Origin of the sequence: Senegalimassilia faecalis, assembly GCF_004135645.1 — a bacterium.
Lineage (GTDB): Bacteria > Actinomycetota > Coriobacteriia > Coriobacteriales > Eggerthellaceae > Senegalimassilia > Senegalimassilia faecalis.
In genome coordinates this window covers 2,379,616-2,404,695 of sequence record NZ_SDPW01000001.1, presented here as the reverse complement: position 1 = coordinate 2,404,695, position 25,080 = coordinate 2,379,616, and the positions used below count along the sequence as shown (strand labels likewise).

Below are 25,080 nucleotides of genomic sequence, written 5' to 3'. Positions count from 1 at the left end.
GGCAATCCCCCCGGCCCCCGAGAACGAATTATTTAGAATCGATCCAATTAAGACGATTCGGATTCTTCACGATCGCAACGATCATTCATCTGGTATTCTCTATCGATTTGAACGACCTGTACTAATTCAGTCAGGATCCCTTGGATGGAAGATGTTAAGGGCGCGAGGCGGATGCCTTGGCGCGGGAAGTCGACGAAGGGCGCGGCAAGCTGCGATAAGCCCGGGGGAGGCGCAAACGGCCTTCGATCCCGGGATTCCCGAATGGGGGAACCCAGCGGGGGCAATGCCCCGCTACCGGCGCCTGAATCAAATAGGGCGCCAGGAGGCAACCGGGGGAACTGAAACATCTAAGTACCCCGAGGAAGAGAAATCAACCGAGATCCCGGGAGTAGCGGCGAGCGAAACCGGGCCAGCCCAAACCGGCGCGCGTGTCACAGCGTGCGGGCGCTTCCGCGCCGGGGTTGCTGGGCGGGACGCGAGGGGGCCGCACCCCCCTCCCGCTGTCATAAACCTGCCCCTCAGGGGAACGGCCTGGGAAGGCCGGCGGAACAGGGTGAGAGCCCCGTACCCGAAGAGGCGCAGGCAGCGGGTTCCCGATTCCCAGAGTAGCGCGGGGCACGTGAAACCCCGCGCGAAGCAGGGGGGACCACCCTCCAAGGCTGAACACTCTCCCGCGACCGATAGCGAACCAGTACCGCGAGGGAAAGGTGAAAAGCACCCCGAGAGGGGAGTGAAACAGCGCCTGAAACCTCGCGCCCACGAGCAGCCGGAGCAGCCATCGCGCTGTGACGGCGTGCCTTTTGTAGAATGAGCCAGCGAGTCACCGCGCGCGGCGAGGTTAAGCTATAGAAGCGAGCCGCAGCGAAAGCGAGTCTTTAAGCGGGCGACGTAGTCGCGCGCGGTGGACGCGAAGCCGGGTGAGCTACCCATGGGCAGGCTGAAGCGGGGGTAAGACCCCGTGGAGGGCCGAACCCACTTCGGTTGAAAACGGAGGGGATGACCCGTGGGTAGGGGTGAAAGGCCAATCAAACCCGGAGATATCTCGTTCTCCCCGAAATAGCTTTAGGGCTAGCCCCGGCCGTTTTCCCGCGGCGGTAGAGCACTGGACGGAGGAGGGGGCCTCACCGCCTACCGATGCCGACCAAACTCCGAATGCCGACGGGACGGAAAGGCCGGGAGTCAGAGCATGTGGGCTAAGCTGTGTGCTCGAGAGGGAAACAGCCCAGACCGCCCGCTAAGGCCCCCAAGTCGTCGCTGAGTGGCAAAGGATGTGCCCCTGCCCAGACAACCAGGATGTTGGCTTAGAAGCAGCCATGCATTCAAAGAGTGCGTAACAGCTCACTGGTCGAGTGGGGGCGCGCCGACAATTCACGGGGCTAAGCGACGCGCCGAAGCGGCGGAATGTAGACACATTGGTAGGGGAGCTTCCCCTGGGCGGAGAAGCCGGAGGGCGACCGACGGTGGAGCGCAGGGGAGTGAGGATGCTGGCATGAGTAACGAGAGCGGCGCGGGAAACGCCGCCGCCGTAAGCCCAAGGTTTCCTGGGGAAGGCTAATCCTCCCAGGGTCAGTCGGGAGCTAAGGCGAGGCCGGAAGGCGTAGCCGATGCGCAACAGGCGGACATTCCTGTACCGCCTCTGGACCGCTATTCAGACCGACGGGGCGACGGAGAAGGGTACGCAGGCGGGGTTCTGGACGCCCCCGTGAAAGCGCGTAGGCCGCAGGGCAGGCAAACCCGCCCTGCAGGAAAGGCCGAGACGCGAGACGAAGCCGCATGGCGAAGCTGCGGAGCCCACGCTCCCTGGAAAAACCCCTAGGCAGGGACAGAGGCGCCCGTACCAAAACCGACACAGGTGGGCGGGTAGAGCATACCGAGGCGATCGGGGGAACCATGGTCAAGGAACTCGGCATAACCGCTCCGTAACTTCGGGAGAAGGAGCGCCGCCCGGGGTGGAGGGACACGCTCCCCGAGCCCTGGGCGGCCGCAGCGAAACGGCCCAAGCGACTGTTTACCAAAAACACAGGACTCTGCCAACCCGCGAGGGGAAGTATAGGGTCTGACGCCTGCCCGGTGCCGGAAGGTTACGCGGATGCGTTAGCACTCGTGCGAAGCGCTGAAGCCAAGCCCCGGTAAACGGCGGCCGTAACTATAACGGTCCTAAGGTAGCGAAATTCCTTGTCGGGTAAGTTCCGACCTGCACGAACGGCGTAACGACTTGGGCGCTGTCTCGACCATGGACCCGGTGAAATTGCACTATTCGTGAAGATGCGAATTACCTGCGGAAGGACGGAAAGACCCCGTGAACCTTCACTGCAGCTTGGCATTGGCCGTTGGCTCGGCGCGTAGAGGATAGGCAGGAGGCATCGAAACCGGGGCGCCAGCCCCGGCGGAGCCGCCCTTGGAATACTGCCCCCTCCGTTCCGGCGGCCTAACGCGGCGCCCTGACCGGGGCCGCGGACCGTGCCAGGCGGGTAGTTTGACTGGGGCGGTCGCCTCCTAAAGAGTAACGGAGGCGCGCAAAGGTTGGCTCAGGACGGTCGGCAACCGTCCCGAGAGCGCAAGAGTGCAAGCCAGCTTGACTGCGAGGCGGACGGGCCGAGCAGGTGCGAAAGCAGGCTCTAGTGATCCGGCGGCACAGAGTGGAACGGCCGTCGCTCAACGGATAAAAGGTACTCCGGGGATAACAGGCTGATCTTGCCCAAGAGTCCACATCGACGGCAAGGTTTGGCACCTCGATGTCGGCTCATCGCATCCTGGGGCTGAAGTCGGTCCCAAGGGTACGGCTGTTCGCCGTTTAAAGCGGTACGCGAGCTGGGTTCAGAACGTCGTGAGACAGTTCGGTCCCTATCCTCCGCAGGCGCAAGTGGATTGAGGAGGTCTGCCCCTAGTACGAGAGGACCGGGGTGGACGGGCCTCTGGTGCAGCGGTTGTCGACCAACGGCACGGCCGCCTAGCTACGCCCGGCACGGATAACCGCTGAAGGCATCTAAGCGGGAAGCCGTCTCCGAGATGAGTCCACTTTCCGGTAAGGGCCCGGGTAGAACACCCGGTCGACAGGGCGCAGGTGCAAGCGGGGCGACCCGCTCAGCCGAGCGCTGCTGATAGCCCGAGCTCTTCGCATCCTCGTAAGGGATTTTGCGAGGCGTCGATGTGCGGGCAGCTTCCTTCGCTGCACGGCCGCCAGGGTCGCCCCGGAAGGGGACCCGGGCAGGCTCATATCCATGAGCCGCGGGGGAGCGCCCCCCGCGAGCGCGACCACAGAGGCGGGGATCACCCGGTCCCATCCCGAACCCGGCAGTTAAGCCCGCCTTCGCCGAGAGTACTGCAGCGCAAGGCTGCGGGAGGGCAGGGCGTCGCGCTCGCGGAGGGCGCTTTTCTATGCGCGCGAGCGGCCGAGAGGCCGGCAGGGCCCGCGGGGGAGACTATCCCCCCGCGGGCCCTTCTTGCGTTTTAGGGCGTCTATGCGCACTTGCTCCTTCCGCGCTCGGGGGCCTGCTGCGCGCGGGCTCGTTCTGCGTTCGGGGGCGCCGTTTCCTGCATGCGGGGCCTTTCCTCGTTCAGGGGGGCGCATGCTCTTTCGGCTGCTCTCTGCATCGACAAGGTACGTCGCCGGAATGCGATTTGCGGACGCCGTTGGAATGCGAAGCGCGAAACCGCGGAGCGCCGTACCTCTTGGCAGGTTGCGAACTTGCGCGCTTCGCGGCGGTGGGTGGCTGTGTCTCTCCTTGTTTCATTGTGGCGCACATTGCTTCGCGTCTTCTTTTCATTCGTCCGGCAAGTATGGAGTATCTTGTACTTTCCTGATTCGCTGATTGATCTTTAAGGACCTTCTCCGTTGTCGTTTCCCTGTTTTACTTCCTAATTTGGCTGGATAACTTGTTTTCTCCAGTTGGTCTCTGTTGTGTCGGTGGTATATGGTTTGGGGTGCGGCTTGACATTTGGCTATCTGGTAACATTTCGGTATTGACATATGTAAGCTGTTGAAGGGAGTAGCATGAAGCAGTCCCATTATGATTATCTGGTTGTCGGCGCGGGCATTTCTTCCGCTGTGTTTGTTCATGAAGCTGCTAAGCTCGGTAAGTCTTGCCTTATCATTGATCGTCGCGACCATATCGCGGGTAACATTTACACGGAAGAGGTTGAGGGTATCAATGTGCATCGTTATGGTGCGCACATCTTCCATACCTCGCTTCGTCCTGTTTGGGATTATGTGAACCAATTCGCTGAGTTTAATAACTACGTGAACAGCCCCGTGGCTGTGTACAAGGATGAGCTCTACAACTTGCCCTTCAATATGAATACGTTTTCGAAGATGTGGGGCATCCGGACTCCTGCCGAGGCCGTCGAGATTATCGAGCGCCAGAAAGCCGAAGCTGCTGAGCTTATTGGCAATGGGGAGCCGGCCAACCTTGAGGAGCAGGCGCTCTCGCTTATCGGTCGCGACGTGTATGTGAAGCTGGTCAAGGGCTATACCGAGAAGCAGTGGGGTCGCAGCTGCACCGAGCTTCCCGCTGATATCATCAAACGCCTGCCTGTGCGTCTGACGTACGATAACAACTACTTCAACGACCGTTGGCAGGGCGTTCCTATGGGCGGCTATACGACGATGGTCCGGCGCATGTTCGGCGATGCGGAGATTCAGCTGTCTACGGAATATCGCGAGTTCAAAGAACAGAACCCCGATATCGCCGACCGCACGATTTACTGTGGTCCCATTGATGAGTACTTCGACTTCAAGTTGGGCACGCTTGAGTATCGCAGCCTTCGTTTCGAAACTGAGACGGTTGAGTGCGAGAACTGGCAGGGCAACGCTGTGGTGAACTACACTGAGCGCGAAGTGCCTTACACTCGTATCATCGAGCACAAGCATTTTGAGAAGCAGGAGTCTCCGGTTTCGGTGATTACTCGTGAGTATCCGGCCGACTGGAAGCCCGGCGATGAGCCGTACTACCCGATCAACGACGAGCGCAACTCGAAGCTGTATGCGGAGTACGAACAGCTGGCCAAACAAGAGGGCAATGTGGTGTTCGCTGGTCGTTTGGGCGGCTATAAGTATTATGATATGGACAAGGCGATTGACGCCGCGTTCGACCTGGTGAAAGACGAATTGGGTATTGATTTGCGCGCCTAGTGACGTCGTCTAAGGGATGCTATTTTAAGAGCTTGAGCTTGTTTGCTGGTTGAAGTTGTCAAAAGGCCCGCACGGTTGTGCGGGCCTTTTTGCGTAAACTGCCGTAAAGGGAATAGCGGGGTTTCTGAAGTATTGGTGTTTGGAAATGACCTTTTGTCGAGTCACCTGCGTGTTAGCAAGGGGGATGGGGAGCAGGTGGCGCGATAAAAGGTCATTTGACAATTGGTAATTGCGGATGGTCGAGCAACGTGGAGCGAGAAAGCGTTTGACCTGGAGTCAAATCGATTGCTGAGGTTGTTGGGGGCACCCGCCCAAGGGCGGGTGCCTTTGATCGTTGAATGATTGTTGAGGCTAGGGGTGCATCTCTTTCTTCTGGGCTGTGACGATAGGTGGGACGCACCTCTGTAGATTGGCCTTTCGGGCTTGGATTGAGGCTAGAAGGCGAAGACGCTGCCGCCGGTGGTGTAGAAGACCATGTGAAGCAGGATGGCGCTTGCGCACGAGCAGACTACGATGAGCCGGCCGGCAATGCTCCATTTCGTGGATTTCTTGCCCCAGAATGCGCAGGCGAATGCTGCGAGGGCGAGTACGATTGCGGCTATTGTCAACGACAGCGACCCGCCGGAGAATGCCGAATAGTTGGCGGCATCGACGAGCGCGTGCGTCGGGCGGGTTGGATCGTAGCGATACCCCATGGAGACGAACGTGTTTTCGCGGGTAGACATAGCGATTGCATAGCAAATGGTGGTAAGAGCGCCAAGTCCGCTTGAAGCAAGTGCGAGGATACCGCTGCACGTTGCAGCAGATTGCGAGCGCATTGCGTCAAGTGCGGCAAAGATGCCGATGCCCATGGCGAAGCCGCTACCGATAAGCGAAAGCGGCTGCAGCACGCTGTCCCAAGTGGGGCGTGCGGGCATCATGTACGAATGTCCCATGACAACAACCAGCACCAGGGAAACAAGAACAGCAATCCAAGCAAGCCATTTCGGCGGGTTTTCCTCGCTGCGCCGTAGGTACACGAAGAAGATGGCCATCACCACAAACGTTGAGACAATGGCGATGAGCTCTTGCGTGATACCGCTGGTGATATGGCCGAACCCGTTGAACAGCCGGTCGGGGTGCGTGAGGTGGAAAAACACCGCGATGCCACCGATGGCCATGATGACGACGCTGGTGATAAGCGCCGGCAGCTGAGCCTTGCGGCCTTCACCGGCAAGCGCGTAGCAACCTTGAGCGGCGAAAAGCCCGGCACTTGCGGAAATGAACGTGGTGAACAGAATGAGGGGCCACTGCAATTCCATGGGTTACTCCTTTCCTTGCCAGGTGCGCCCGCGCAGCACTTAGAGGAACTTCGGGTTGTTGCCCACGTTCGGCAGGTGTTGCATATCGGAAGCGTCGTAGGGCTTGGCGATGTCGCTGTATTTCTGGCGCGCGTTGGGCACGTCGTCGTACGAAACGCCTTTGCCCTGCTTCGTAGGGTTCGCGGGGCATTCGAAGTTGTCGATGCCTTCGTCCAGGTCGCCGAAGAAGCAGGCTCGCCCGCCGCATTGCGCGACGCATTGGGGAAGCTCACCCTGGGCGGTTTTCTGCGTGCAGAGCGTGCATTTCTCGACAACGCGTTCATCCTCGTTGAGGTAGCGCACGTTATAAGGGCAGGCCATGACGTAGAACTGGCAGCCGATGCACTTCGACTTGTCAATTTGGATGGTACCGTCGGCTGCGATGTGCGAAGCTTCGGTGGGACGCACCTTCACGCATTCGGGGTCTTTGCAATGCGGCATTGCATGGGCAGGAAATACGTTTCGTTATTCGGGCGTTTTCCCTGGTAATCGCCACATTTATTCGGGCCGACGCGCAGCACCTTGATCCAGAAGCTGCCGATAGGCACGTTGTTCACGGTTTTGCATGCCACCGAGCAGGATAGGCAACCGACGCAGCGGTTGAGGTCGGTCATGATCGAGTAATGGGACACGGTGCGTTACGCCTCCTTTCTGATGTCGTAATCGGGCAGCCATTCGTCATGTCGGTGACTTCCCAGTAAGGGCCAAGCGGGCCGGCGCCTTCTGCGCCCAGCGACGGGGCGCGGGTGGGGCCGCGGTTGCCGGCGGGCGTGTCGACGTTGCCGGTGAGGTGGCACAGGTGCAGCAGCGTGCGGATGCGCTGCACCACGTCGCCAACCTGGTCGGTTGCAAGCTGGAAATGGATGCCTCCGTTGCCCCAGCGCTGGCCTTCGGGGCGCGTGGCCCAAGCCAGGCACGCCTCGCGGATAAGCTCCGCGTTAACGCCGGTGATGTTGGCCGCCCATTCGCACGTGCATTCCTTCACGGAATCGAGCAGGTAGGACCACACGGGGCGGACGGTGTGGGTGGAGCTGTCTTTCAGCGTTACCTGGAACGAGCCGGTAAGTGCCGGGCCGATGGAGTCGAATGTTGAGGTGGGAGGCCGGTGGCCGCCGTATTCTTCCAGGTATTCGCACTGGTCGAGCATGGGCGGCACCTTGTTTTCGCCTTCCCATTGGGTGGTGTCGGCGTCAAGGTAGGACAGCGCGTCGTTGCCGGTTTTGCCTGCAGCGGCTTTCGCCTGGTCGTATACCATGAAGCGCGCGTAGATGCCGCCGTCACCAGGTCGCTTTCCTTGAGCAGCTTCGTTTTCACGTTGATGCCGCCGCCGGAGTTGTCGATGAGGTAGTCGCCCGAAGGCCCCATGTCCTCCCCCCCCACCAGCATGGGCGCGTTCGTCCAGCGCTTGATGTACAGCTCGTCGTAAAGCTTTTCGTCGAGGATGATCTTTTCCCAGGCCAGCGCCAGGGCGTGGTCGGTGCCGGGGCAGTATTTCGACAACCTGGGGCAGGCGTCGTTTATTGCGGCAGGGCTTGTTGCTGCGGCGTTGGTGTCGGTGGCGTACATGTTCGTGCTTCCCGAGGCGAAGCTGAGCGAGCTTATGGGCGTTGGGATCGATGGGGTGCACGGCGAAGACGGCGCCGGGCTTGAGCCGAGCGAATTCCTTCAATACCTAGTTTGCTGCCGTGTTTATTCTGCGGGAAGTTCCCGTGTTGTGCATATGACCAGGTATAATGATTTTGGAAAATACTAGGTAAATGGAGGATAGGCCATGGCCGGTAGCATGGATGTTAACGAATTCGTGGCGCGCGAAGCGCTGAACAACGAAGACAAATTCAAGAAGCTGGTTGCGCAGCTGGGCGATTCTTCCCGCCGCAACCGCCAAAATGCGGCAAGCTCGCTTGCGTTCATCGCGAAGGTAAGCCCGGCTTTGCTGGTGCCCTGCGCAGGGGACGTCATCGACGCGCTTAACCGCCCCGAGGCCCAGACGCGTTGGGAGTGCTTGGACGTGCTGACTGCGCTGGTTGCGCAGGAATCGCGCTGCACGGACAAGGCGCTGCCCGGTGCGGAAACGGCGCTGTTCGACGAGGAAAGCGGCTTTGTCCGCCTGGCCGCCATGCGCTTCTTCTGCGCATATGGTGCAACCACCGAAAAGCGTTCCGAGCACGTGTGGCCGCTTATCGACGAGGCCATCCAGTGCTATCACGGCGACGTGGAGTTCAACGACATGCTGAACGCCGTTGCCGAATTCGCCACTGGCAAGCTTTCGGAGCGCGTTAAGGAACAGCTCGTTGAGAGAATGTCGTTCGATGCGCATAATGGCAAGGGCGCGCTGAAACGCAAGGCGCAAACCATCATTGACAACGCGCAAGGAAAATAGCCTTGGAAACCTCAGGCTGCACCGCTTTTCGGCGCAGCCTGTTTGTTTCGAACCGTCCGCAAGTGTCTGCGGGGGTTAGTTCGAATGCAAGCAGGGGTCGGCTTTCGCCGGCTCGAATATGGCTGCTGGAAGGAGTGGCAATGGCACAGCATACGGTTACGCTGATTCCGGGCGACGGTATTGGCCTTGAGACGTCGGCGGCTATGCAGCGCGTCGTCGAGGCGGCTGGCGCGGATATCGCGTGGGAAGTTGCTGAAGCGGGCGCGGCATGCGCCGAGAAGACGGGCACGCCGTTGCCTGATGAGACGGTTGAGGCCGTCAAGCGCAATAAGGTTGCCATCAAGGGCCCGTGCACCACGCCGGTGGGAACGGGTTTCCGCAGCGTGAACGTTGCGCTGCGCAAAACGCTTGATCTGTACGTGTGCCTGCGCCCCGTGGTTTCGCTGCCGGGTGCCGGTGGGCGATACGATGACGTGGACCTGACCATCGTGCGCGAAAACTCAGAGGACCTGTACGCGGGCGTGGAGTTTGAAGAGGGATCCGAGGCTGCGGGCAAGCTCATCCAGTTCTGCGCCGATGAAGGCGCGGGCGTCATTCGCCCCGACTCGGGCATCTCTATCAAGCCCATCTCCATCACGGCTACGCAGAACATCGTGCGCTATGCGTTCGACTACGCGGTCAAGCATGGCCGTAAGAAGGTTACGGCTGCTCACAAGGCCAATATCATGAAGTATTCCGATGGCTTGTTCCTGCGCGTGGCGCGCGAAGTGGCCAAGGAGTACGAGGGCAAGGTTGAGTTCGACGATCGCATCATCGACGCGTTCTGCATGAACATGGTCATCGACCCGGCCCAGTTCGACGTGGTGGTGTTCCCGAACCTGTACGGCGACATTGCCAGCGACCTGGCAGCGGGCCTGGTGGGCGGCCTGGGCATTGCCCCGGGCGCGAACATCGGCAAGGAATATGCCGTGTTCGAGGCCGTGCACGGTTCGGCGCCCGACATTGCGGGCCAGAACAAGGCCAACCCCACGGCAGAGATCATGTCGGCAGCCATGATGCTTGATCACCTGGGCGAACTGGAAATTGCCGAGCGCATCCGCCGCGGCGTGCGCGCGGTGTACGCCGACGGCACCGTGCTGACGGGCGACATCCGCAAGGCGACGGGCAGCAGCGCCCCGGCCGCAAGCTGCACCGAGTTCACCGACGCGCTTGTGGCGGCCATCAAGGCGCAGGCGTAAGGGCATAGGCGAGGGAAGGCTACGCGTCGTTGGGGTGCGGCCTTCCCTCTTTCGTTTGAAGGGACGGGGCTGCAGAAGCAATCCTGGTCGCGAGGACGGGTTTCGGGCTAATAGGGCGCAAGGGGCGAAGCTTGGCCGGTGAAGGCCGTGCCCCGATGCGATCTGCTCAACCGGTGCGATTCTCGACTTCGCTTTTTGGATTCATCCCGGCCCTTCCCTATTTTGCAACGACACGATGGAAGCGCATCGGCGCTTCAAGGGGGACGATATGAAGAACGAGAAGTTCGCCGCTACCCTTTCCGTGGGGGATGCCGCGTACACGTATTATCCGATCGAGCAGATTGCCGGCTCTGAGAAGCTGCCGTATGCGCTGAAGGTGCTGCTAGAGAACGTGCTGCGCAACGCTGAAACGCCGGAAGCGGCTGCTGACCTGGCGAAACGCGTGATTGAAGCCGGTTGTGCCGGCGAAGTTGGCAGCGAGGTGGAGTTCAGCCCCGCGCGCGTGCTGTTCCAGGACTTCACGGGCGTGCCGGTGTTCGTGGACTTCGCCGTTATGCGCGAGGCATGCGCGAGCCTGGGCGGCGACCCTGCGAAGATCAATCCGCAAATCCCGTGCGATTTGGTTATTGACCACTCCGTTATCGCCGATGTGGCGGGTTGCTCGTGCGCCATGGAGAAGAACATGGAGCTGGAGTTTCAGCGCAACGGCGAGCGCTACAACTTCCTGAAGTGGGCGCAAGAGTCGTTCGAGAACGTGCGCATTGTGCCGCCAGGAGCGGGCATCTGCCATCAGCTGAACATCGAGCAGTTCGCGCGCGTGGCCATGACGTCGGAAGCTGCTGGCGTGAAAACGCCTGCGGGCGAGAACCCCACCGTGTACTTCGATACGCTGGTGGGCACGGACAGCCACACGCCTACGGCCAACGGCATCGGCGTGCTGGGCTGGGGCGTCGGTGGCATCGAGGCCGAGGCCGCGGCGCTGGGCCAGCCGATCACCACGCTGGTGCCGAAGGTGGTGGGCGTGCGCCTGACCGGCAAGCTTGCCGAAGGCGTGGCCGCCATGGACGTGGCGCTGACGTTCGCGAAGATGCTGCGCGAGAAGGGCGTGGTCGGCTGCTTCGTCGAGTGCTTCGGCCCCGGCCTTGACAGCTTGAACGCTACGCAGCGCACGTGCATCTCGAACATGACGCCGGAATACGGCAGCACGTGCACGCTGTTCCCCGTTGACGAGCAGACGCTGGCGTATCTGCGCCTGACCGGCCGCAGCGAAGAGCAGGTGGCGCTGGTCGAGCAGTACGCGAAGGTGCAGGGCTTCTGGAACGACCCGGCCGCGCCCGAGCGCGTGTACGCCGACGTGCTGGAGCTTGACCTGGGCAGCGTGAAGCGCAGCATTGCCGGCCCGTCGCGCCCGCACGACCGCATTTGGCTTGACGAGGCGCAGGAGCGTTTCCGCGGCATTTGCGCCGATCGCGGCCTTGACCTGGGCAAGAAGGTTACCGTTGACGTAAACGGCCAGGCGTGCGAGCTGGGCCACGGCGCGCTGGCCATTGCCGCGGTGACCAGCTGCACCACGGCAACGGACCCGTCCATGATGCTGACGGCGGGTTTGGTGGCGAAGAAGGCAGCCGAAGCGGGCCTTGCCCCCAAGCCGTGGGTGAAGTGCATCCTGGCGCCGGGCAGCCGTGCCACCGAGCTTCTGCTTGAGCGCGCCGGGCTGCTTGACGGCCTGCGTCAACTGGGCTTTTACACGTGCGGCTTCGGTTGCATGAGCTGCATCGGCAACTCCGGCCCCGTGCTGCCGCAGCTGCACGACATTGCCGACGACCTGGAACTTGCCAGCGTGCTTTCGGGCAACCGCAACTTCGAGGGCCGCATTTCCCCCGATGTGTCGCAGAATTACCTGGGCGCGCCGGCAACGGTTATCGCATATTCGCTGGCGGGCACCATGGACGTTGACCTGACCACCGCCGAGCTGGGCAAACGTGCCGATGGCACGCCGGTGCACCTGGCCGACATCTGGCCGACGAACGAGGAAGTTGCTGAGCTTCTGGCGAAGTTCGCCACGCAGGAGCTGTACGAGGAAGGCTCGCGCGGCCTGTACGACGGCGACGCGGCGTGGCAGCAGCTGGGCAGCGAGCCGTCCGACACGTTCGCGTGGGATGCGGACTCCACGTACGTGCGCCGTGCGCCGTACTTCGACGGCATGGGCGCCGAGCCTGAGCCGGCGGCGCCGATTGCCGACGCCCGCGCGCTGGCATTCCTGGGCGACTTCATCACCACCGACCACATCTCGCCGGCTGGCAGCATCGCGCCCGATTCCCCGGCGGCGAAGTACCTGGAGGAGCGTGGCGTGGCGCCTGCCGACTTCAACACGTACGGCGCGCGCCGCGGCAACCACGAGGTGATGATGCGCGGCACGTTCGCCAACGTGAAGCTGGCGAACAAGCTGGCGGAGGGCAAGAAGGGCGGCTGGACGCGCGACTTCCTGAACGGCCAGGTCACGCCCCTGTTCGATGCGGCTATGGATTACGAGCAGGCCGGCGTGCCCCTGGTGGTGGTTGCCGGCAAGATGTACGGCAGCGGCAGCTCGCGCGACTGGGCGGCGAAGGGCCCGATGCTTCTGGGCATTCGCGCGGCGTTCGCCGAAAGCTTCGAGCGCATCCATCGCTCGAACCTCATTGGCATGGGCGTCATGCCGCTGCAGTTCGCGGAAGGCGAAAGCGCCGAAAGCCTGGGGCTTGACGGCTCCGAGCAGTACACGGTGGGCGCCGTGGACTTCTCGCACGGCCTGCCCGAGCCGCGCGTGGTGGACGTGACGGCGAAGAAGGCCGACGGGTCTGCGGTGGCGTTCAAGGCAACGGTGCGCGTGGACACGCCGACGGAGGGCAAGTACTTCGAGAACGGCGGCATCCTGCAGTACGTGCTGCGCCAGCTGGCAAAATAGCGGTTGCGTGCCGGGGCGGCGCGTAGGCGGCGCGGCAGCGCTCGTGCCCGGCTTTGCCCCGCTGCGACGCGATTGCTGAAGCGGCGTGCGCGCTTGGTCGAAAGGCTTCTGCTGCGCAAGCGCGAAAGCGCGCTGATGCTCGAGGCATTGCGCTCGGCGTTGCCCCGGCGTCACTATAAGGTAACGAAAGCGTTCAGCTTTTTCGGAAGCTGGACGCTTTCGTGTATGATGGGGAGAATCGCAAACTTCAAGGGAAGAAAGGGATGCCGTGAAACAGACATCCGGGTTTGAATCGCTCATCGATGCCCTCAAACAGTCGGGCTTCGACATGGGCGCGGGATTCGGTGGGCCGCAGAGCGGTCCGACCGCCGGCAGCGAAGGAGGGTCGCAGCAAGGCGGCGCAAGCCCGTTCGGCGGCGGCGCGGGAAACCCGTTCGCGGGCTTCGGTGGCCATGGCGGCTCGGGCGGCAAAGGCGGCGACGCCGATTTCTCGTTCGGTGACAAAATGGGCCAGATGAGCAAGAAAGCGCTGGTCATCCTTGCCATTCTGCTGATTGTGGTGCTGCTGGTTGCCTACTGGTGGTTCCATCCGCCCATCAACGTCCGTAGCACCGACACGTGGCTGTTCGTGGCCGTGTTCGTGCTGCTGCCGCTGTTTGTGTTCTGGCGCGCAAAATCGCGCACGTACGAAACGGGCAACAGCAAGGTTGATCCCAGCCGCACGAAGGCCAAGGCGTTCAAGGTCGCATCGTGGGTGCCGGCGGTCATCGCGCTGGTGGGCGTGCTGGGCGCCGTGGCGTCGCTGTCCATTTTCCCGGGCAACGCCGCCAAATACGCCAACGTGCTGCAAACGCAGGACGCCGACTTCGCGCAGGATATCCAGCAGGTCGACTACTCCGAGATTCCCATCATCGACCGCGATTCCGCGGCGCTTCTGGGCAATCGCGCCATGGGCAACATTCCCGAGTACGTCAGCCAGTTCGAGATTGCGGGTACGTATAGCCAGATCAACTACCAGGGCACGCCCGTGCGCGTGAGCCCGCTGGGCTATGCCGACCTGTTCAAGTGGCTGACGAACCGAGCCGAGGGCATCCCGGCGTACGCGCTGGTGGATATGACCACGCAGGATGCGCAGATCGTGAAGCTGGGCGACCGCGCCATCTTCTATTCGCGTTCCGAGCCTTTGGCCCGCAACATCGACCGTTACGTGCAGCTGAAGTACCCCTTCTACATGTTCGATGAGAAGTCGTTCGAAATCGACGAGGACGGCCAGCCCTGGTGGATCTGTCCGGTGCAGACGCGTACCATCGGCCTGTTCGGTGGCACCACCATCGAGCGCGTGGTCATGGTGAACGCCACCACGGGCGAATGCACGGACTTGTCCATCGACGATGTGCCCCAATGGGTCGACCGCGCTTATCCGGCCGAGCTGCTTATCCAGCAGTACAACTGGTCGGGCAAGTACCAGGACGGCTGGCTGAACAGTTGGCTGGGCCAGAAGAACGTGGTGCAGACCACGCCGGGCACCGATGGCAACGTGGGCTACAACTACATCGCCAAGGACGATGACGTGTGGGTGTACACGGGCGTGACGTCGGCAACGGCGGACAACTCCATCGTGGGCTTCGTGCTGGTGAACCAGCGCACGGCCGAGTCGCACTACTACCCGGTGGCCGGCGCTACCGAGGAATCGGCCATGCAGTCGGCCGAAGGCGCGGTGCAGAACCTGCGTTACTCCGCAACGTTCCCCATCCTGATCAACGTTTCCGAGCAGCCGACGTACTTCATGGCGTTGAAGGATAACGCGGGCACCGTGAAGAAGTTCGCAATGGTGGACATCCAGCATTACCAGAACGTTGCCACGGGCGACACGGTTGCGGAAACGCAGAAGTCGTACCAGGCCATGTTGGCAACCAGCGGCGCGCTGTCCACGGATGCGGCCGAAGCGAACATGGAGGAGGCCACGGGCGTCATCCGCAGCATGACGCAGGCGGTCATGGACGGCAACTCGCACTTCTACGTAACGCTTGACGGCGTGGACGGCATCTTCGACTTCGCCATCCCGGGGCAGCTGGGCATCGTGGGCTACAAGGAAGGCGACACCATCACGTTCAAATATGTGAAGGGCGACACCACAAATTCGGTGCAGGAAATTGACACCTCGAAGAATTCTGCTACTATAGATAAGCCTTCATCGGGCGATGCTGCGAAGACGGACGACAAGTCCGCGGAAACAGCCGATACCGTGAAGGCGTAACGTAAAGCAGTTCCGCTGCCAAAGACAGCAGGCACCGAAAGGTTCAATCGCGAAAGCGGCCCGCCGAGGTGGTTGTTAAGTATCGCACTTCAACGACCCCTGTGTCTGAGGACGGCAGGGGTCGTTCTTTTTCTCAAGCGCGACTCCACCCGCATGGGGCGGAACCCGAGTTTGAGGAAGAAGGAGGTGTAATACATGCCGAACGCAAAGAATCAATCGATGCTCACCGCGATCAAGGAAGATCTCGAGGGTGCCGGTGCTGTCTGGGTTGTCGACGCTTGCGGTCTGACCGTGAAGGAAGTCGAGGCTCTGCGTGGCGCTGTTCGCGAGGCCGGCGCAGCCATGAAGGTGTACAAGAACACCGTTATGCGCATCGCCCTGGCTGAGTCCGAGCTGCCGACGCTCGACGACATGCTGCATGGCCCCAGCGCATTCGTGTTTGCCGGCTCCGACGTGGCTGCTGCCGCTAAGGCCGTCAAGGAATTCGCTAAGACCAACGAGAACCTGCAGATCAAGGGTGGCTTGATGGAGGGTGCTGCCGTCAGCGCAGAAGAGGTGGAGGCCATCGCTTCCCTGCCTTCTCGCGAGGAGCTGTACGCCCACATCGCCGCTGCCATCAACGGTGTTGCTCAGGGTCTGGCTACTGCCATCAACGGCGTGTCGCGCGGCCTGGCTCAGGTCACGAAGGCTGTTGCCGATCAGAAGGAAGCTGCGTAAGCCGCAACCTTCTAGCGGCATAAGATGTGCCGCGTAATGCATTTGAAATTTCGGCTGGGGTGCATAAGGCGCACCAGCCCCTTTGAAAGGAAACTAACATGGCTGTTTCTCGCGAAGAGATCATCGAGGCTCTGAAGGAAATGTCCCTGCTCGAGGCTTCCGAGCTGGTCAAGGACATCGAGGAGACCTTTGGCGTGTCCGCTGCTGCTCCGGTTGCTGTTGCTGCCGCTCCGGCTGCTGGCGCTGCTGCTGCTGAAGAGAAGACCGAGTTCGACGTTGTGCTCGAGGGCTTCGGCGACAACAAGATCGCTGTCATCAAGGCTGTCCGTGAGATCACCGGCCAGGGCCTGAAGGAAGCCAAGGAGACCGTCGAGTCCGCTCCTTCCACCATCCAGGAGGGTGTTGCCAAGGACAAGGCTGAGGAGATCAAGAAGACGCTGGAGGACGCCGGCGCTGCTGTGACCCTGAAGTAAATTCAGTCCCAGACTGGTTTGCGAAGGACCCGCTGCTTGCAGCGGGTCCTTTTCTTGTGCGGGGTTGCGGGTGAATGAAACGAGATGGTTACGGTTGTGTAGCGCGCGTGTTTGCGCGTGTATTGTTCGAAGCTGCAGGAGTGCGGCTGTTCGTTGCCAGGGCGTTTGCGCAACGCATTGGCAAGGGAAAGCCGCGCGCGGCAAAATCGGGAAAAGGGAAAGGGTGCCTGTCATGCAAAAGGGTTACTTCAAAGCTGCATGGAACGACATCAAGCAATCTGAAGGTTGGCTTGGCAAGATGTTCTTGCTGGGATTGCTGTCCCTCATTCCCATTTTCGGCCAGGTGGTGTTGTTTGGCTATGCATACGGGTGGCTGCGCGACATCGCCTGGGGCGTGGAAACGCCGCTGCCGCCGCGTATCTTCGGCAACGAGGACGGCCAGCTGTACCGGCGCGGGCTGATCGTTTTCGTTATCAATACGGTGTTCTGCTTGATTGCCCCCGGCGTGGTGGAGGGCGTGTTCAGCGTTATGGCGGGGCGCGGGCTTGATACGGTATCGGGCGCGGTGTTTGGCGGTACGGGGCATGTACTGTCAGGGAACATCTCCGGGCTGTTCAGCTTGTTGATTCTGGTGATTGCTTCGCTGTTTTACCTGGTAGCGGCTGCGCGTGCGAGCATCTACGGGCGCTTAGGGCCCGGGTTTCAGCTGTCGCGGCTGTGGGCGATGATGCGCCACGACACGAAAGGCCTTGTGCGCGTGGTGTGCGTTGGCGTGGCGCTGACGGTATGCATGGGCGCGATCCTTGGCGGTTTCGCTCTGGGAATGGGCGTTGTGGTGGCTGCGCTTACAGCGCTGGGCGTGTGGGGAAGCGGCGGCATGGCAAGTGCGCTGGCGGTGATGCTGTTCGCGTTGGCGGCCATGATGGTGTGCCTGGTAGCGCTTGTGGTGCTTTCGGCGGCATCCGCGTTTATCACCATCATGACCGTGCGTGCCATGGGATACTGGGTGCAGCAATTTGATGTTCCGGCATGGCGCGGTCAAGATGACCCCATGCCGTTTGAGATGGCGTCGGGCCAGGCGCAAAGATAGGCGGATTCGTGAAACAAGGGAATACGGGGCAGGGCGCTGGACGCAAAGGCGCCGGCGCGCAAGGCGGACGAAGCGGCAAACCGTCGCGGCGCGGTGCTGCAGAGCCGGCAAAGGGTGCGGAGGCGTCGCGAAAGCATGGCGGCTCCGGCGGCCAGCGGCGTGGGCGCGGCGATGCGCGCGGTGGTGCGGATAAGCGTGCGCGTGGAAAGCGGGACGAGGCGCGCGACGGTGTGACGCGTGGCGTGAAGCACGCGGACCGCGATGCGCGCAGAGAGGCGACCGGCAAGGCAAAGCGTGCCGGCGCGCAAGGCGGCAAGCCGAAGCACACGGGCAAGCACGGGCACGGCGCGGAACGACATGGCAAGCAGCAGACGGTTATGCCTGATCGCAGTGCGTTTTTGCCGGTAAATCGCGCCGATATGCAGGCGCGTGGCTGGGATCAGTGCGACTTCGTGTTCGTGTGCGGCGACGCGTATGTGGACCACCCCTCGTTCGGCATGGCTATCATCACGCGCCTGCTAGAAGCGAATCACTACAAGGTCGGCGTGATTTGTCAGCCCGATTGGCGCGACCCCGAAAGCATTGCCTTGCTGGGCGAACCGCGACTGGGCTTCCTGGTTTCCGCAGGCAACATGGACTCCATGGTGAACCACTACACGGTGGCGAAGAAGCATCGCGGCGCCGACGCGTTTTCGCCGGGCGGGAAGATGGGCTTGCGGCCCGACCGCGCTGCCGTGGTGTACGGCAACCTTATTCGCCGTACGTTCAAGGACACGCCCATCATTATCGGCGGCATTGAGGCATCGCTGCGTCGGTTGGCGCATTATGATTACTGGTCGGATAAGCTCAAGCGGTCGATTCTGCTTGATTCTGGCGCTGACCTGGTTAGTTATGGCATGGGTGAGCATTCCATCGTCGAGATTGCCGACGCGCTGGCGGCGGGGCTTTCCGTGTCCGACATCACGTTCATCGACGGCACAGTATACCGCGCGAAGTCGCTTGAGCACGTGTACGATTACGAGCTTTTGCCCTCGTTTCCCAGCATGCAGGCCGACAACTTGGAGTATGCGCGCAGCTTCAACGTGCAGTACGCTAACAGCGACCCGTTCACGGGAAAACGCCTGGTGGAGCCGTATTCCGACCATGAGTTTGTGGTGCAGAACCCGCCGAGCAAGCCGCTGACCACCTCCGAAATGGATGCGGTGTACCGCTTGCCGTATGCGCGCACGTACCACCCCATGTACGAGGAAGCTGGCGGCGTGCCGGCCATTCGCGAAGTGAAATTCAGCCTGACCAGCAACCGCGGGTGCTTCGGCGAATGCGCGTTTTGCGCGCTGACGTTCCATCAGGGGCGCATCGTGCAGGTGCGCAGCCACGAGTCCATCATCGAGGAAGCGAAGCTGATGATTGCCGACCCCGAGTTCAAGGGGTACATCCACGACGTGGGCGGGCCGACGGCCGACTATCGCGCGCCGGCGTGCGATGCGCAGCTGCGCCGCGGCGCGTGCCGCAACAAGCATTGCCTTTCGCCGCAGCCGTGCCGCAAGCTGAACGCCGACCACACGGATTACCTGCAGCTTCTACGCGAGCTGCGTGCGTTGCCGGGCGTGAAGAAGGTGTTCGTGCGCTCGGGCATCCGCTTCGATTTCGCGCTGGCCGACAAGGACGGCGGGCGCGCGTTCGTGCGCGAGCTGTGCGAGCACCACGTCAGCGGTCAGCTGCGTGTGGCGCCCGAGCACGTGTCGAACGCGGTGCTGGGCGTGATGGGCAAGCCGCAGCACCAGGTGTACGAGAAGTTCGTGAAGTTGTTCGCCGAGGCGAATGAGGAATGCGGGCTGAAGCAGTTCGTGGTGCCGTACCTGATGTCGTCGCATCCGGGCAGCACGCTCGACGAGGCCGTTGAGCTGGCGGAATACGTGCGCGACATGGGATTCAACCCCGAGCAGGTGCAGGATTTCTACCCCACGCCGTCCACCATGTCCACGGCCATGTACTTCACGGGCGTCGACCCTCGCACCATGGAGCGCGTGTTCGTGCCGAAAAGCCCGCACGACAAGGCGCTGCAGCGCGCGCTTATCCAGTATCGCGACCCGAAGAATTATGAGCTGGTGCTTGAGGCGCTGCGCCGCGCCGGACGCCTTGACCTGGTGGGATACGGGCCGAAGTGCCTGATTCGCCCGCACGGTGGCCATGTGCCGGCCGGTCGCGGGGCGGCGAAGCAGGGTGTGGCCGGGCTGAAGAACGCCGCAAGCGGGAAGCGCGGCGGCGTGCCTCGCGGCCACAAAAGGTAGCGTGGGCGAATTCGCCGTGCGAATGTCAGCATAATCCCTAGGCATCCGGGGTATAATGAAGTCGAATGTCAACGACGAGGCTTGTAAGGGGAGCTTCGTTCGCAAAGGGTAGAAAGGCGGCGCGCATGAAGATATCGACGAAGGGCTTGTATGCGGTTCGCTTGATGTTGTACCTGGCCGAGCACGATGGCGCCGGGCCGGTTTCGCTCAAGGAAGTGTCGGATTCGCTGGGTATTTCGAAGAAGTACCTTGAGCAGATCGTGTCGAACGTGGTTACGGCGAAGCTGGTGCGCTCCATCCGCGGCGCGGCCGGCGGGTATCAGCTGGCCAAGCCGGCAAGCGTCATCACCGTGCTTGATGTGCTGCGGGTGACGGAAGGGTCGCTTGCGCCGGCATCGTGCTTGGAGGACGACACGTTCGAATGCAACATGCCGGTTCCGTGCATGGAGCTGGGCGTTTGGCGCGGGCTGTACAAGGTCATCAACGAGTATCTGGGCGGCATCACGCTGCAGAGCATCATCGACGAGCACTCAGCGGTGGCGGCGGACAGCTATTCGATTTAACGCAAGGCGCAGGCTTTCGGGCTTGCGCTTTTTGTTTGCGCGAATGACGGAAGCCTGCTAGGTTGGCTGCGAGCAATTCGAGTGCTCGAGCGCAATTCCCTAAAATATTCCGGGATTAGGGGAATTTCTTTCGAATTCATTATTGACAATGCCTAGGGACATAGTAGGATAACAGGTGTACTAAGGAACAAGACCTGTAAGCGATTGAGCAAGCAACAAACAACAAGCAACGGCGAAAGCGAGAGAGGAAAGCCAATGACCATCCATAAGAGCGTTTCCGAACTGATCGGCAAAACCCCGCTGGTCGAGCTGACCAACTACGAGAAGAACCACAACCTGGAAGCCACCATCGTGGGCAAGGTGGAGCTGTTTAACCCCGCCGGTTCCGTGAAGGACCGCATTGCGAAGGCCATGCTTGATGACGCCGAGGCGCAGGGCAAGCTGAACGCCGACACCGTCATTATCGAGCCGACGTCGGGCAACACGGGCATCGGCCTGTGCGCCATCGCGGCCGCGCGCGGCAACCGCGTCATCATCACCATGCCGGAAACCATGTCCGTTGAGCGCCGCAACCTTATGAAGGCGTACGGCGCCGAGCTGGTGCTGACCGACGGCAGCAAGGGCATGAAGGGCGCCATCGCCCGTGCGTCCGAGCTTGCCGAGGAGATTCCGAACTCGTTTATCCCCAGCCAGTTCACGAACCCGGCCAACCCGGCTGTGCACGAGCGCACCACCGGCCCCGAGATTTGGGACGACACCGACGGCAAAGTTGACATCCTGGTGTCCGGCGTGGGCACGGGCGGCACGCTGTCCGGCACGGGCAAGTTCCTGAAGTCGAAGAACCCCGACATCAAGGTGGTTGCGGTGGAGCCGGCCGGTTCGCCGGTGCTGTCCGAGGGCCACGCGGGCGCGCACAAGATTCAGGGTATCGGCGCAGGCTTCGTGCCCGACACGCTGGACCAGTCCGTGTACGACGAGGTGCTGCCGATCACCGACGAAGAGGCGTTTGAGGCCGGCCGCGAGCTGGCGGGCAAGGACGGCCTGCTGGTGGGCATTTCCTCCGGCGCCGCAGTGGCCGCCGCCACGAAACTGGCGCAGCGCCCCGAGAACAAGGGCAAGCTGATCGTGACCATCTTGCCCGACACCGGCGAGCGCTACCTGTCCACGGCCATGTTCAACTTCTAGTAGGTCGCAGCGCTGCAAACTGAAACTCGGCAAGGTGCCCGCGTCGTGTTGACGCGGGCACCTTTGTGTTTGGGTGCGATAGCGTGCGGGCAATACACGGTTGCGTGACGGTTTGCGTGCGGGGGGCAATTTCGGTAGCCAGCGGGTACAATAGGGGCGAAAGCAAGGGCGTTGGCCTGTGAGCTTGCGTGACCGCGTGTGCGCGGGCTTTGTGGAAGGGAGTGCATCATGAGTGCAAGCAAGCATGACTGGGGCTTGGTGTTCGCGGGCATCGCGCTGGCGGTGGCCGGGCTGTTCTGCCTGGCGGCGCCGGGGCTGACCATCGTGACCATCGCGGCGGTTGTCGGCGCGTTTTTCCTGGTGGCGGGCGTGTTCGACATCATCGGGTATGTGCGTTTCCGCAACATCATGCCGCGCAGCGGCTGGGAGTTGGCGTACGCGATTGTCGACGTGCTGCTGGGCCTGGTGTTCCTGTTGCATCCGCTGGCGTTTTCCGCCGTGGTGCCGTGGCTGGTGGGGTTGTGCTTTGTGGCCTTCGCCATCTTCGAGATTGTGGCGGCAGTGAAAGCGAAGGGCTTCGGCGTGCCTATGTGGGGATGGCCCCTGTTCAGCGGCGTGTTGAATGCCCTGTGCGGCATCGCGTTTTTCGTGTGGCCTGAAATGCTCAGCGTGTTTCTGGCAATGATTCTGCTGGTGCGTGCGGCAAGCCTGATTGTGTACGGCTGGAACGCGGGGCGCTACATCGCGCTGTAGCCGTGGCGTGTCGTGATGAAGATCCGAGTTGAAGGGGACGGCACGACCGAAACGTAGGGTTGAGCGAAGGTTCAACCCATTAAACAGAGCGCAAAGCGCGACACCATCTTATGATTGCGCCCGTGGTTGGAAGGATGCGGTCCGCTTCGCGTTGCCTAGCGGGTGTCGAGATGAATCTCGACACTTGAAGTTCGCTGTCGCTGCTAGATTCCGCAGCCAGCTGGCCGTGGCGGGCCCGTGTTCGTTGTCTTCGGTCGCAAGCGATGCTGGCGGTGCATGGTAAAATCTCTCACGACAACGTGGGCCCCGGGCAAGTGCCCGGGGCTTTTCTGTGGTTGGAGTGCGGCACGAGGCGTCTCGCGCCGCGGGGCTTCGGTCGAAAATCGTGCGGAAAGGGTTTGCACATGGCGGATGAACAGGCAAAAGAGCAGCAGTCGCTTCTGAGCGAGAAGGCGCTGGCCGAGGCGACAAGCGATCCGGCGGCGCGCATCGAGGCGCTGCGCCGCGAGATCGAGCACAACAGCTACCTGTACTACGCCAAGGACGCGCCGGCTATCAGCGACGCGGCGTTCGACTCGCTGATGCACGAGCTGCGTGCGCTTGAGGCGGCGCACCCCGAGCTTATCGACCCGTCAAGCCCCACGCAGCGTGTCGGCGGCTACGTGGGCGACCAGTTCGCGCCCATCCAGCACGAGCGCCGCATGTACTCGCTTGACGACGCCATGGGCGCCGAAGAGCTTGACGAGTGGCTTGACCGCGTGCGCGAGTTCTTCGGCAGCATCCCTGAGCTGGTGTGCGAGCTGAAGATCGACGGTTCGTCGGTGGCGTTCACGTATGAGAACGGCCGGCTTATGCGCGCGGCTACGCGCGGCGACGGCACCACGGGTGAGGACATCACCGTGAACGTGCGCACCGTGAAGGACGTGCCGCTGCGTCTGCGGGCCGACGCCGACGACGGTATCCGCGATACCGGCGTGCCTATCGAGCTGCGCGGCGAGTGCTACATGCCGAAGGCCAGCTTCGAGGCGTTGAACGCATCGGCCGAGGCCAACGGCAAGCAGCCGTTCGCCAACCCGCGCAACGCCGCCGCCGGCAGCCTTCGCCAGAAGGACCCGCAGATCACGGCGCACCGCGACCTTTCCACGTTCGTGTACGCTGTGGGCGATGAGCGCAAGCTGGCCGTGGAAACGCAGTGGGACCTGCTGCAATGGCTGGGCCGCGCCGGTTTCCACGTGAACCCCGACATCGCGCTGGTGCACAGCGCCGAGGAGGTGCATGAGTTCTGCCGCAAAAGCCTGGAACGTCGCGACGCGCTGCCGTACGACATCGACGGCGTGGTGGTGAAGGTGAACTCGTTCGCGCAGCAGGAGGCCATGGGCTACACGGCGCGCGCGCCGCGCTGGGCCATCGCGTTCAAGTTCCCGCCCGAGGAGAAGACGACGCTGCTGCGCGACATCACCGTGCAGGTGGGACGCACGGGCAAACTGACGCCGGTGGCCGAGATGGACCCGGTGCTGGTGGCGGGCTCGACCGTGGCGCGCGCGACGCTGCACAACGAGGACGAGGTGCGTCGCAAGGACGTGCGCGTGGGCGACACCGTCATCGTGCGAAAGGCCGGCGACGTGATTCCCGAGGTGCTGGGGCCGGTGGAGTCGCTGCGCCCGGCCGATGCCGTGCCGTGGAACATGCCCGCGGTGTGCCCGAGCTGCGGCAGTCCCGTGGTGCGCGAGGAAGGCGAGGCCGATTACCGCTGCATTTCCATCGATTGCCCCGCTCAGGCGCTTGAGCGCTTGCTGCATTGGGCCAGCCGCGGAGCCATGGACATCGACGGCATGGGCGAGGAAGTGGTGCGCCGGCTGGTGGAGTCGGGCCGCGTGAGCGACGTGGCGGACTACTACACGCTTGACGAGGTGGAACTGGCGCAGCTGGACATGGGCCGTACGAACAAGGAGGGCGAGCCCATCCGCCTGGGGCACACGGTGGCGAAGAAGCTGGTGGCGGCCATCGACGAGTCGCGTACGCGCCCGTTCGCCCGCCCGCTGTTCGGCCTGGGCATGCGCCACGTGGGCAAGACCATGGCCGAAACGCTGGCGCGCGCGTTCCCGAGCATGGAGGCGCTGATGGCGGCAAGCGAGGAAGAGTTGGCGGCCGTGGACGGCGTGGGCCCGAAGATTGCGCACTCCACGTACCTGTTCCTGCGCACGCCCGACAACGTGCAGGTCATCGAACGGTTGGCGAAGCACGGCGTGCGCCTGGCCGACGACGTTGAGGCCGCGGCGGCCGACGCGCTGCCGCAAACGCTCGAGGGGCTGACGTTCGTGCTGACGGGCAGTCTGGTGCAAAGCGGCATGACGCGCGACGAGGCCGGCGCGGCGCTGAAGGCACGCGGCGCGAAGGTGTCGGGCAGCGTGTCGAAGAAGACGAGCTACGTGGTGGCCGGCGAAGCGGCGGGCAGCAAGTACGACAAAGCCGTGGCGCTGGGCGTACCCGTGCTTGACGAGCCCGCGTTGCTTGCGATTCTGGAGACGGGCGAAGTGCCGGAAGTTGCTGGGGAATAGCAAAATCGGCCGAATGCCGGCGTTTCCGGGCCGTTCACATGAAGGAGTTACGAATTTGACATTCGTAACATCGAATCTGCGGCCGCGCCTGCTATAGTGTGTTACGGAAATTCACTTCGTAACACCAGGTAGGCGCGCAATGAAATCGCAGACGTCGCGC

At 62.2% G+C, this 25,080-nt stretch carries 18 protein-coding genes, 2 rRNA genes and 1 other annotated feature; of the genes, 16 read left to right on the top strand and 4 right to left on the bottom strand.

Translation table 11 applies throughout. The features are described 5' to 3' along the window. Positions 1 to 144 precede the first annotated feature (144 nt). From ET524_RS09995 to glf, 3 genes are all read left to right on the top strand, one after another. A 23S ribosomal RNA gene (locus ET524_RS09995) occupies positions 145 to 3,123 on the top strand. A 124-nt stretch (positions 3,124 to 3,247) separates the two neighbouring features. Further along, positions 3,248 to 3,362, top strand: a 5S ribosomal RNA gene (gene rrf / locus ET524_RS09990). 632 nt (positions 3,363 to 3,994) lie between these two features. Further along, a complete protein-coding gene (gene glf, locus ET524_RS09985; RefSeq protein ID WP_129425480.1) occupies positions 3,995 to 5,131 on the top strand; it encodes a UDP-galactopyranose mutase in 1,137 nt (378 codons plus the stop codon). 434 nt (positions 5,132 to 5,565) lie between these two features. Here glf and ET524_RS09980 read toward each other — a convergent pair whose 3' ends face one another. From ET524_RS09980 to ET524_RS09970, 4 genes are read right to left on the bottom strand one after another with little or no spacing between them, the layout of a single operon-like run. Then, positions 5,566 to 6,432 (bottom strand): dimethyl sulfoxide reductase anchor subunit family protein, encoded by an 867-nt coding sequence (locus ET524_RS09980; protein ID WP_129425478.1) that lies wholly within the window; start codon positions 6,430 to 6,432, stop codon positions 5,566 to 5,568. A gap of 39 nt (positions 6,433 to 6,471) precedes the next feature. Beyond that, complete coding sequence (locus tag ET524_RS09975; protein WP_201738779.1) at positions 6,472 to 6,885, bottom strand: 4Fe-4S dicluster domain-containing protein; 414 nt, start codon at positions 6,883 to 6,885, stop codon at positions 6,472 to 6,474. Then, a complete protein-coding gene (locus ET524_RS11830) occupies positions 6,882 to 7,103 on the bottom strand; it encodes a 4Fe-4S dicluster domain-containing protein (protein WP_201738778.1) in 222 nt (73 codons plus the stop codon). Before ET524_RS11830 ends, ET524_RS09975 begins: the two co-directional genes overlap by 4 nt. Continuing rightward, positions 7,082 to 7,726 (bottom strand): molybdopterin-binding domain-containing protein, encoded by a 645-nt coding sequence (locus ET524_RS09970; RefSeq protein ID WP_129425476.1) that lies wholly within the window; start codon positions 7,724 to 7,726, stop codon positions 7,082 to 7,084. Before ET524_RS09970 ends, ET524_RS11830 begins: the two co-directional genes overlap by 22 nt. Before the next feature lie 186 nt (positions 7,727 to 7,912). On the opposite strand from ET524_RS09970, the gene ET524_RS09965 reads away from it, so the two are divergent. From ET524_RS09965 to ligA, 13 genes are all read left to right on the top strand, one after another. Continuing rightward, positions 7,913 to 8,224: a hypothetical protein gene (locus ET524_RS09965; RefSeq protein ID WP_129425474.1), complete on the top strand. Its 312-nt coding sequence runs from the start codon at positions 7,913 to 7,915 to the stop codon at positions 8,222 to 8,224. Positions 8,225 to 8,242: 18 nt separating this feature from the next. Next, positions 8,243 to 8,851: a hypothetical protein gene (locus ET524_RS09960; protein WP_129425472.1), complete on the top strand. Its 609-nt coding sequence runs from the start codon at positions 8,243 to 8,245 to the stop codon at positions 8,849 to 8,851. 140 nt (positions 8,852 to 8,991) lie between these two features. Beyond that, positions 8,992 to 10,089: an isocitrate/isopropylmalate dehydrogenase family protein gene (locus tag ET524_RS09955; protein WP_129425470.1), complete on the top strand. Its 1,098-nt coding sequence runs from the start codon at positions 8,992 to 8,994 to the stop codon at positions 10,087 to 10,089. Between the two features lie 268 nt (positions 10,090 to 10,357). Continuing rightward, positions 10,358 to 13,033: an aconitate hydratase AcnA gene (gene acnA, locus ET524_RS09950; RefSeq protein ID WP_129425468.1), complete on the top strand. Its 2,676-nt coding sequence runs from the start codon at positions 10,358 to 10,360 to the stop codon at positions 13,031 to 13,033. A gap of 268 nt (positions 13,034 to 13,301) precedes the next feature. Beyond that, positions 13,302 to 15,290, top strand: coding sequence for a Tat pathway signal sequence (locus tag ET524_RS09945; RefSeq protein WP_201738777.1), 1,989 nt, complete (start codon positions 13,302 to 13,304; stop codon positions 15,288 to 15,290). Then, positions 15,291 to 15,429: a sequence feature (ribosomal protein L10 leader region), on the top strand. A gap of 56 nt (positions 15,430 to 15,485) precedes the next feature. Continuing rightward, entirely contained in the window at positions 15,486 to 16,007 is a 522-nt protein-coding gene (gene rplJ / locus ET524_RS09940; protein WP_129425466.1) for a 50S ribosomal protein L10, read from the top strand. A gap of 98 nt (positions 16,008 to 16,105) precedes the next feature. After that, complete coding sequence (gene rplL, locus ET524_RS09935; protein ID WP_129425464.1) at positions 16,106 to 16,480, top strand: 50S ribosomal protein L7/L12; 375 nt, start codon at positions 16,106 to 16,108, stop codon at positions 16,478 to 16,480. 232 nt (positions 16,481 to 16,712) lie between these two features. Further along, a complete protein-coding gene (locus ET524_RS09930; RefSeq protein ID WP_129425463.1) occupies positions 16,713 to 17,570 on the top strand; it encodes a DUF4013 domain-containing protein in 858 nt (285 codons plus the stop codon). 8 nt (positions 17,571 to 17,578) lie between these two features. Beyond that, positions 17,579 to 19,861, top strand: coding sequence for a YgiQ family radical SAM protein (locus tag ET524_RS09925; RefSeq protein WP_236648304.1), 2,283 nt, complete (start codon positions 17,579 to 17,581; stop codon positions 19,859 to 19,861). A 125-nt stretch (positions 19,862 to 19,986) separates the two neighbouring features. After that, on the top strand, positions 19,987 to 20,424 hold the full coding sequence (locus ET524_RS09920; RefSeq protein ID WP_129425461.1) for an RrF2 family transcriptional regulator: 438 nt from the start codon (positions 19,987 to 19,989) through the stop codon (positions 20,422 to 20,424). A gap of 255 nt (positions 20,425 to 20,679) precedes the next feature. Continuing rightward, a complete protein-coding gene (gene cysK, locus ET524_RS09915; protein WP_129425459.1) occupies positions 20,680 to 21,609 on the top strand; it encodes a cysteine synthase A in 930 nt (309 codons plus the stop codon). 228 nt (positions 21,610 to 21,837) lie between these two features. Continuing rightward, entirely contained in the window at positions 21,838 to 22,362 is a 525-nt protein-coding gene (locus ET524_RS09910; protein WP_129425457.1) for an HdeD family acid-resistance protein, read from the top strand. A 404-nt stretch (positions 22,363 to 22,766) separates the two neighbouring features. Then, positions 22,767 to 24,920 (top strand): NAD-dependent DNA ligase LigA, encoded by a 2,154-nt coding sequence (gene ligA, locus ET524_RS09905; RefSeq protein ID WP_129425455.1) that lies wholly within the window; start codon positions 22,767 to 22,769, stop codon positions 24,918 to 24,920. Positions 24,921 to 25,080 lie beyond the last annotated feature (160 nt).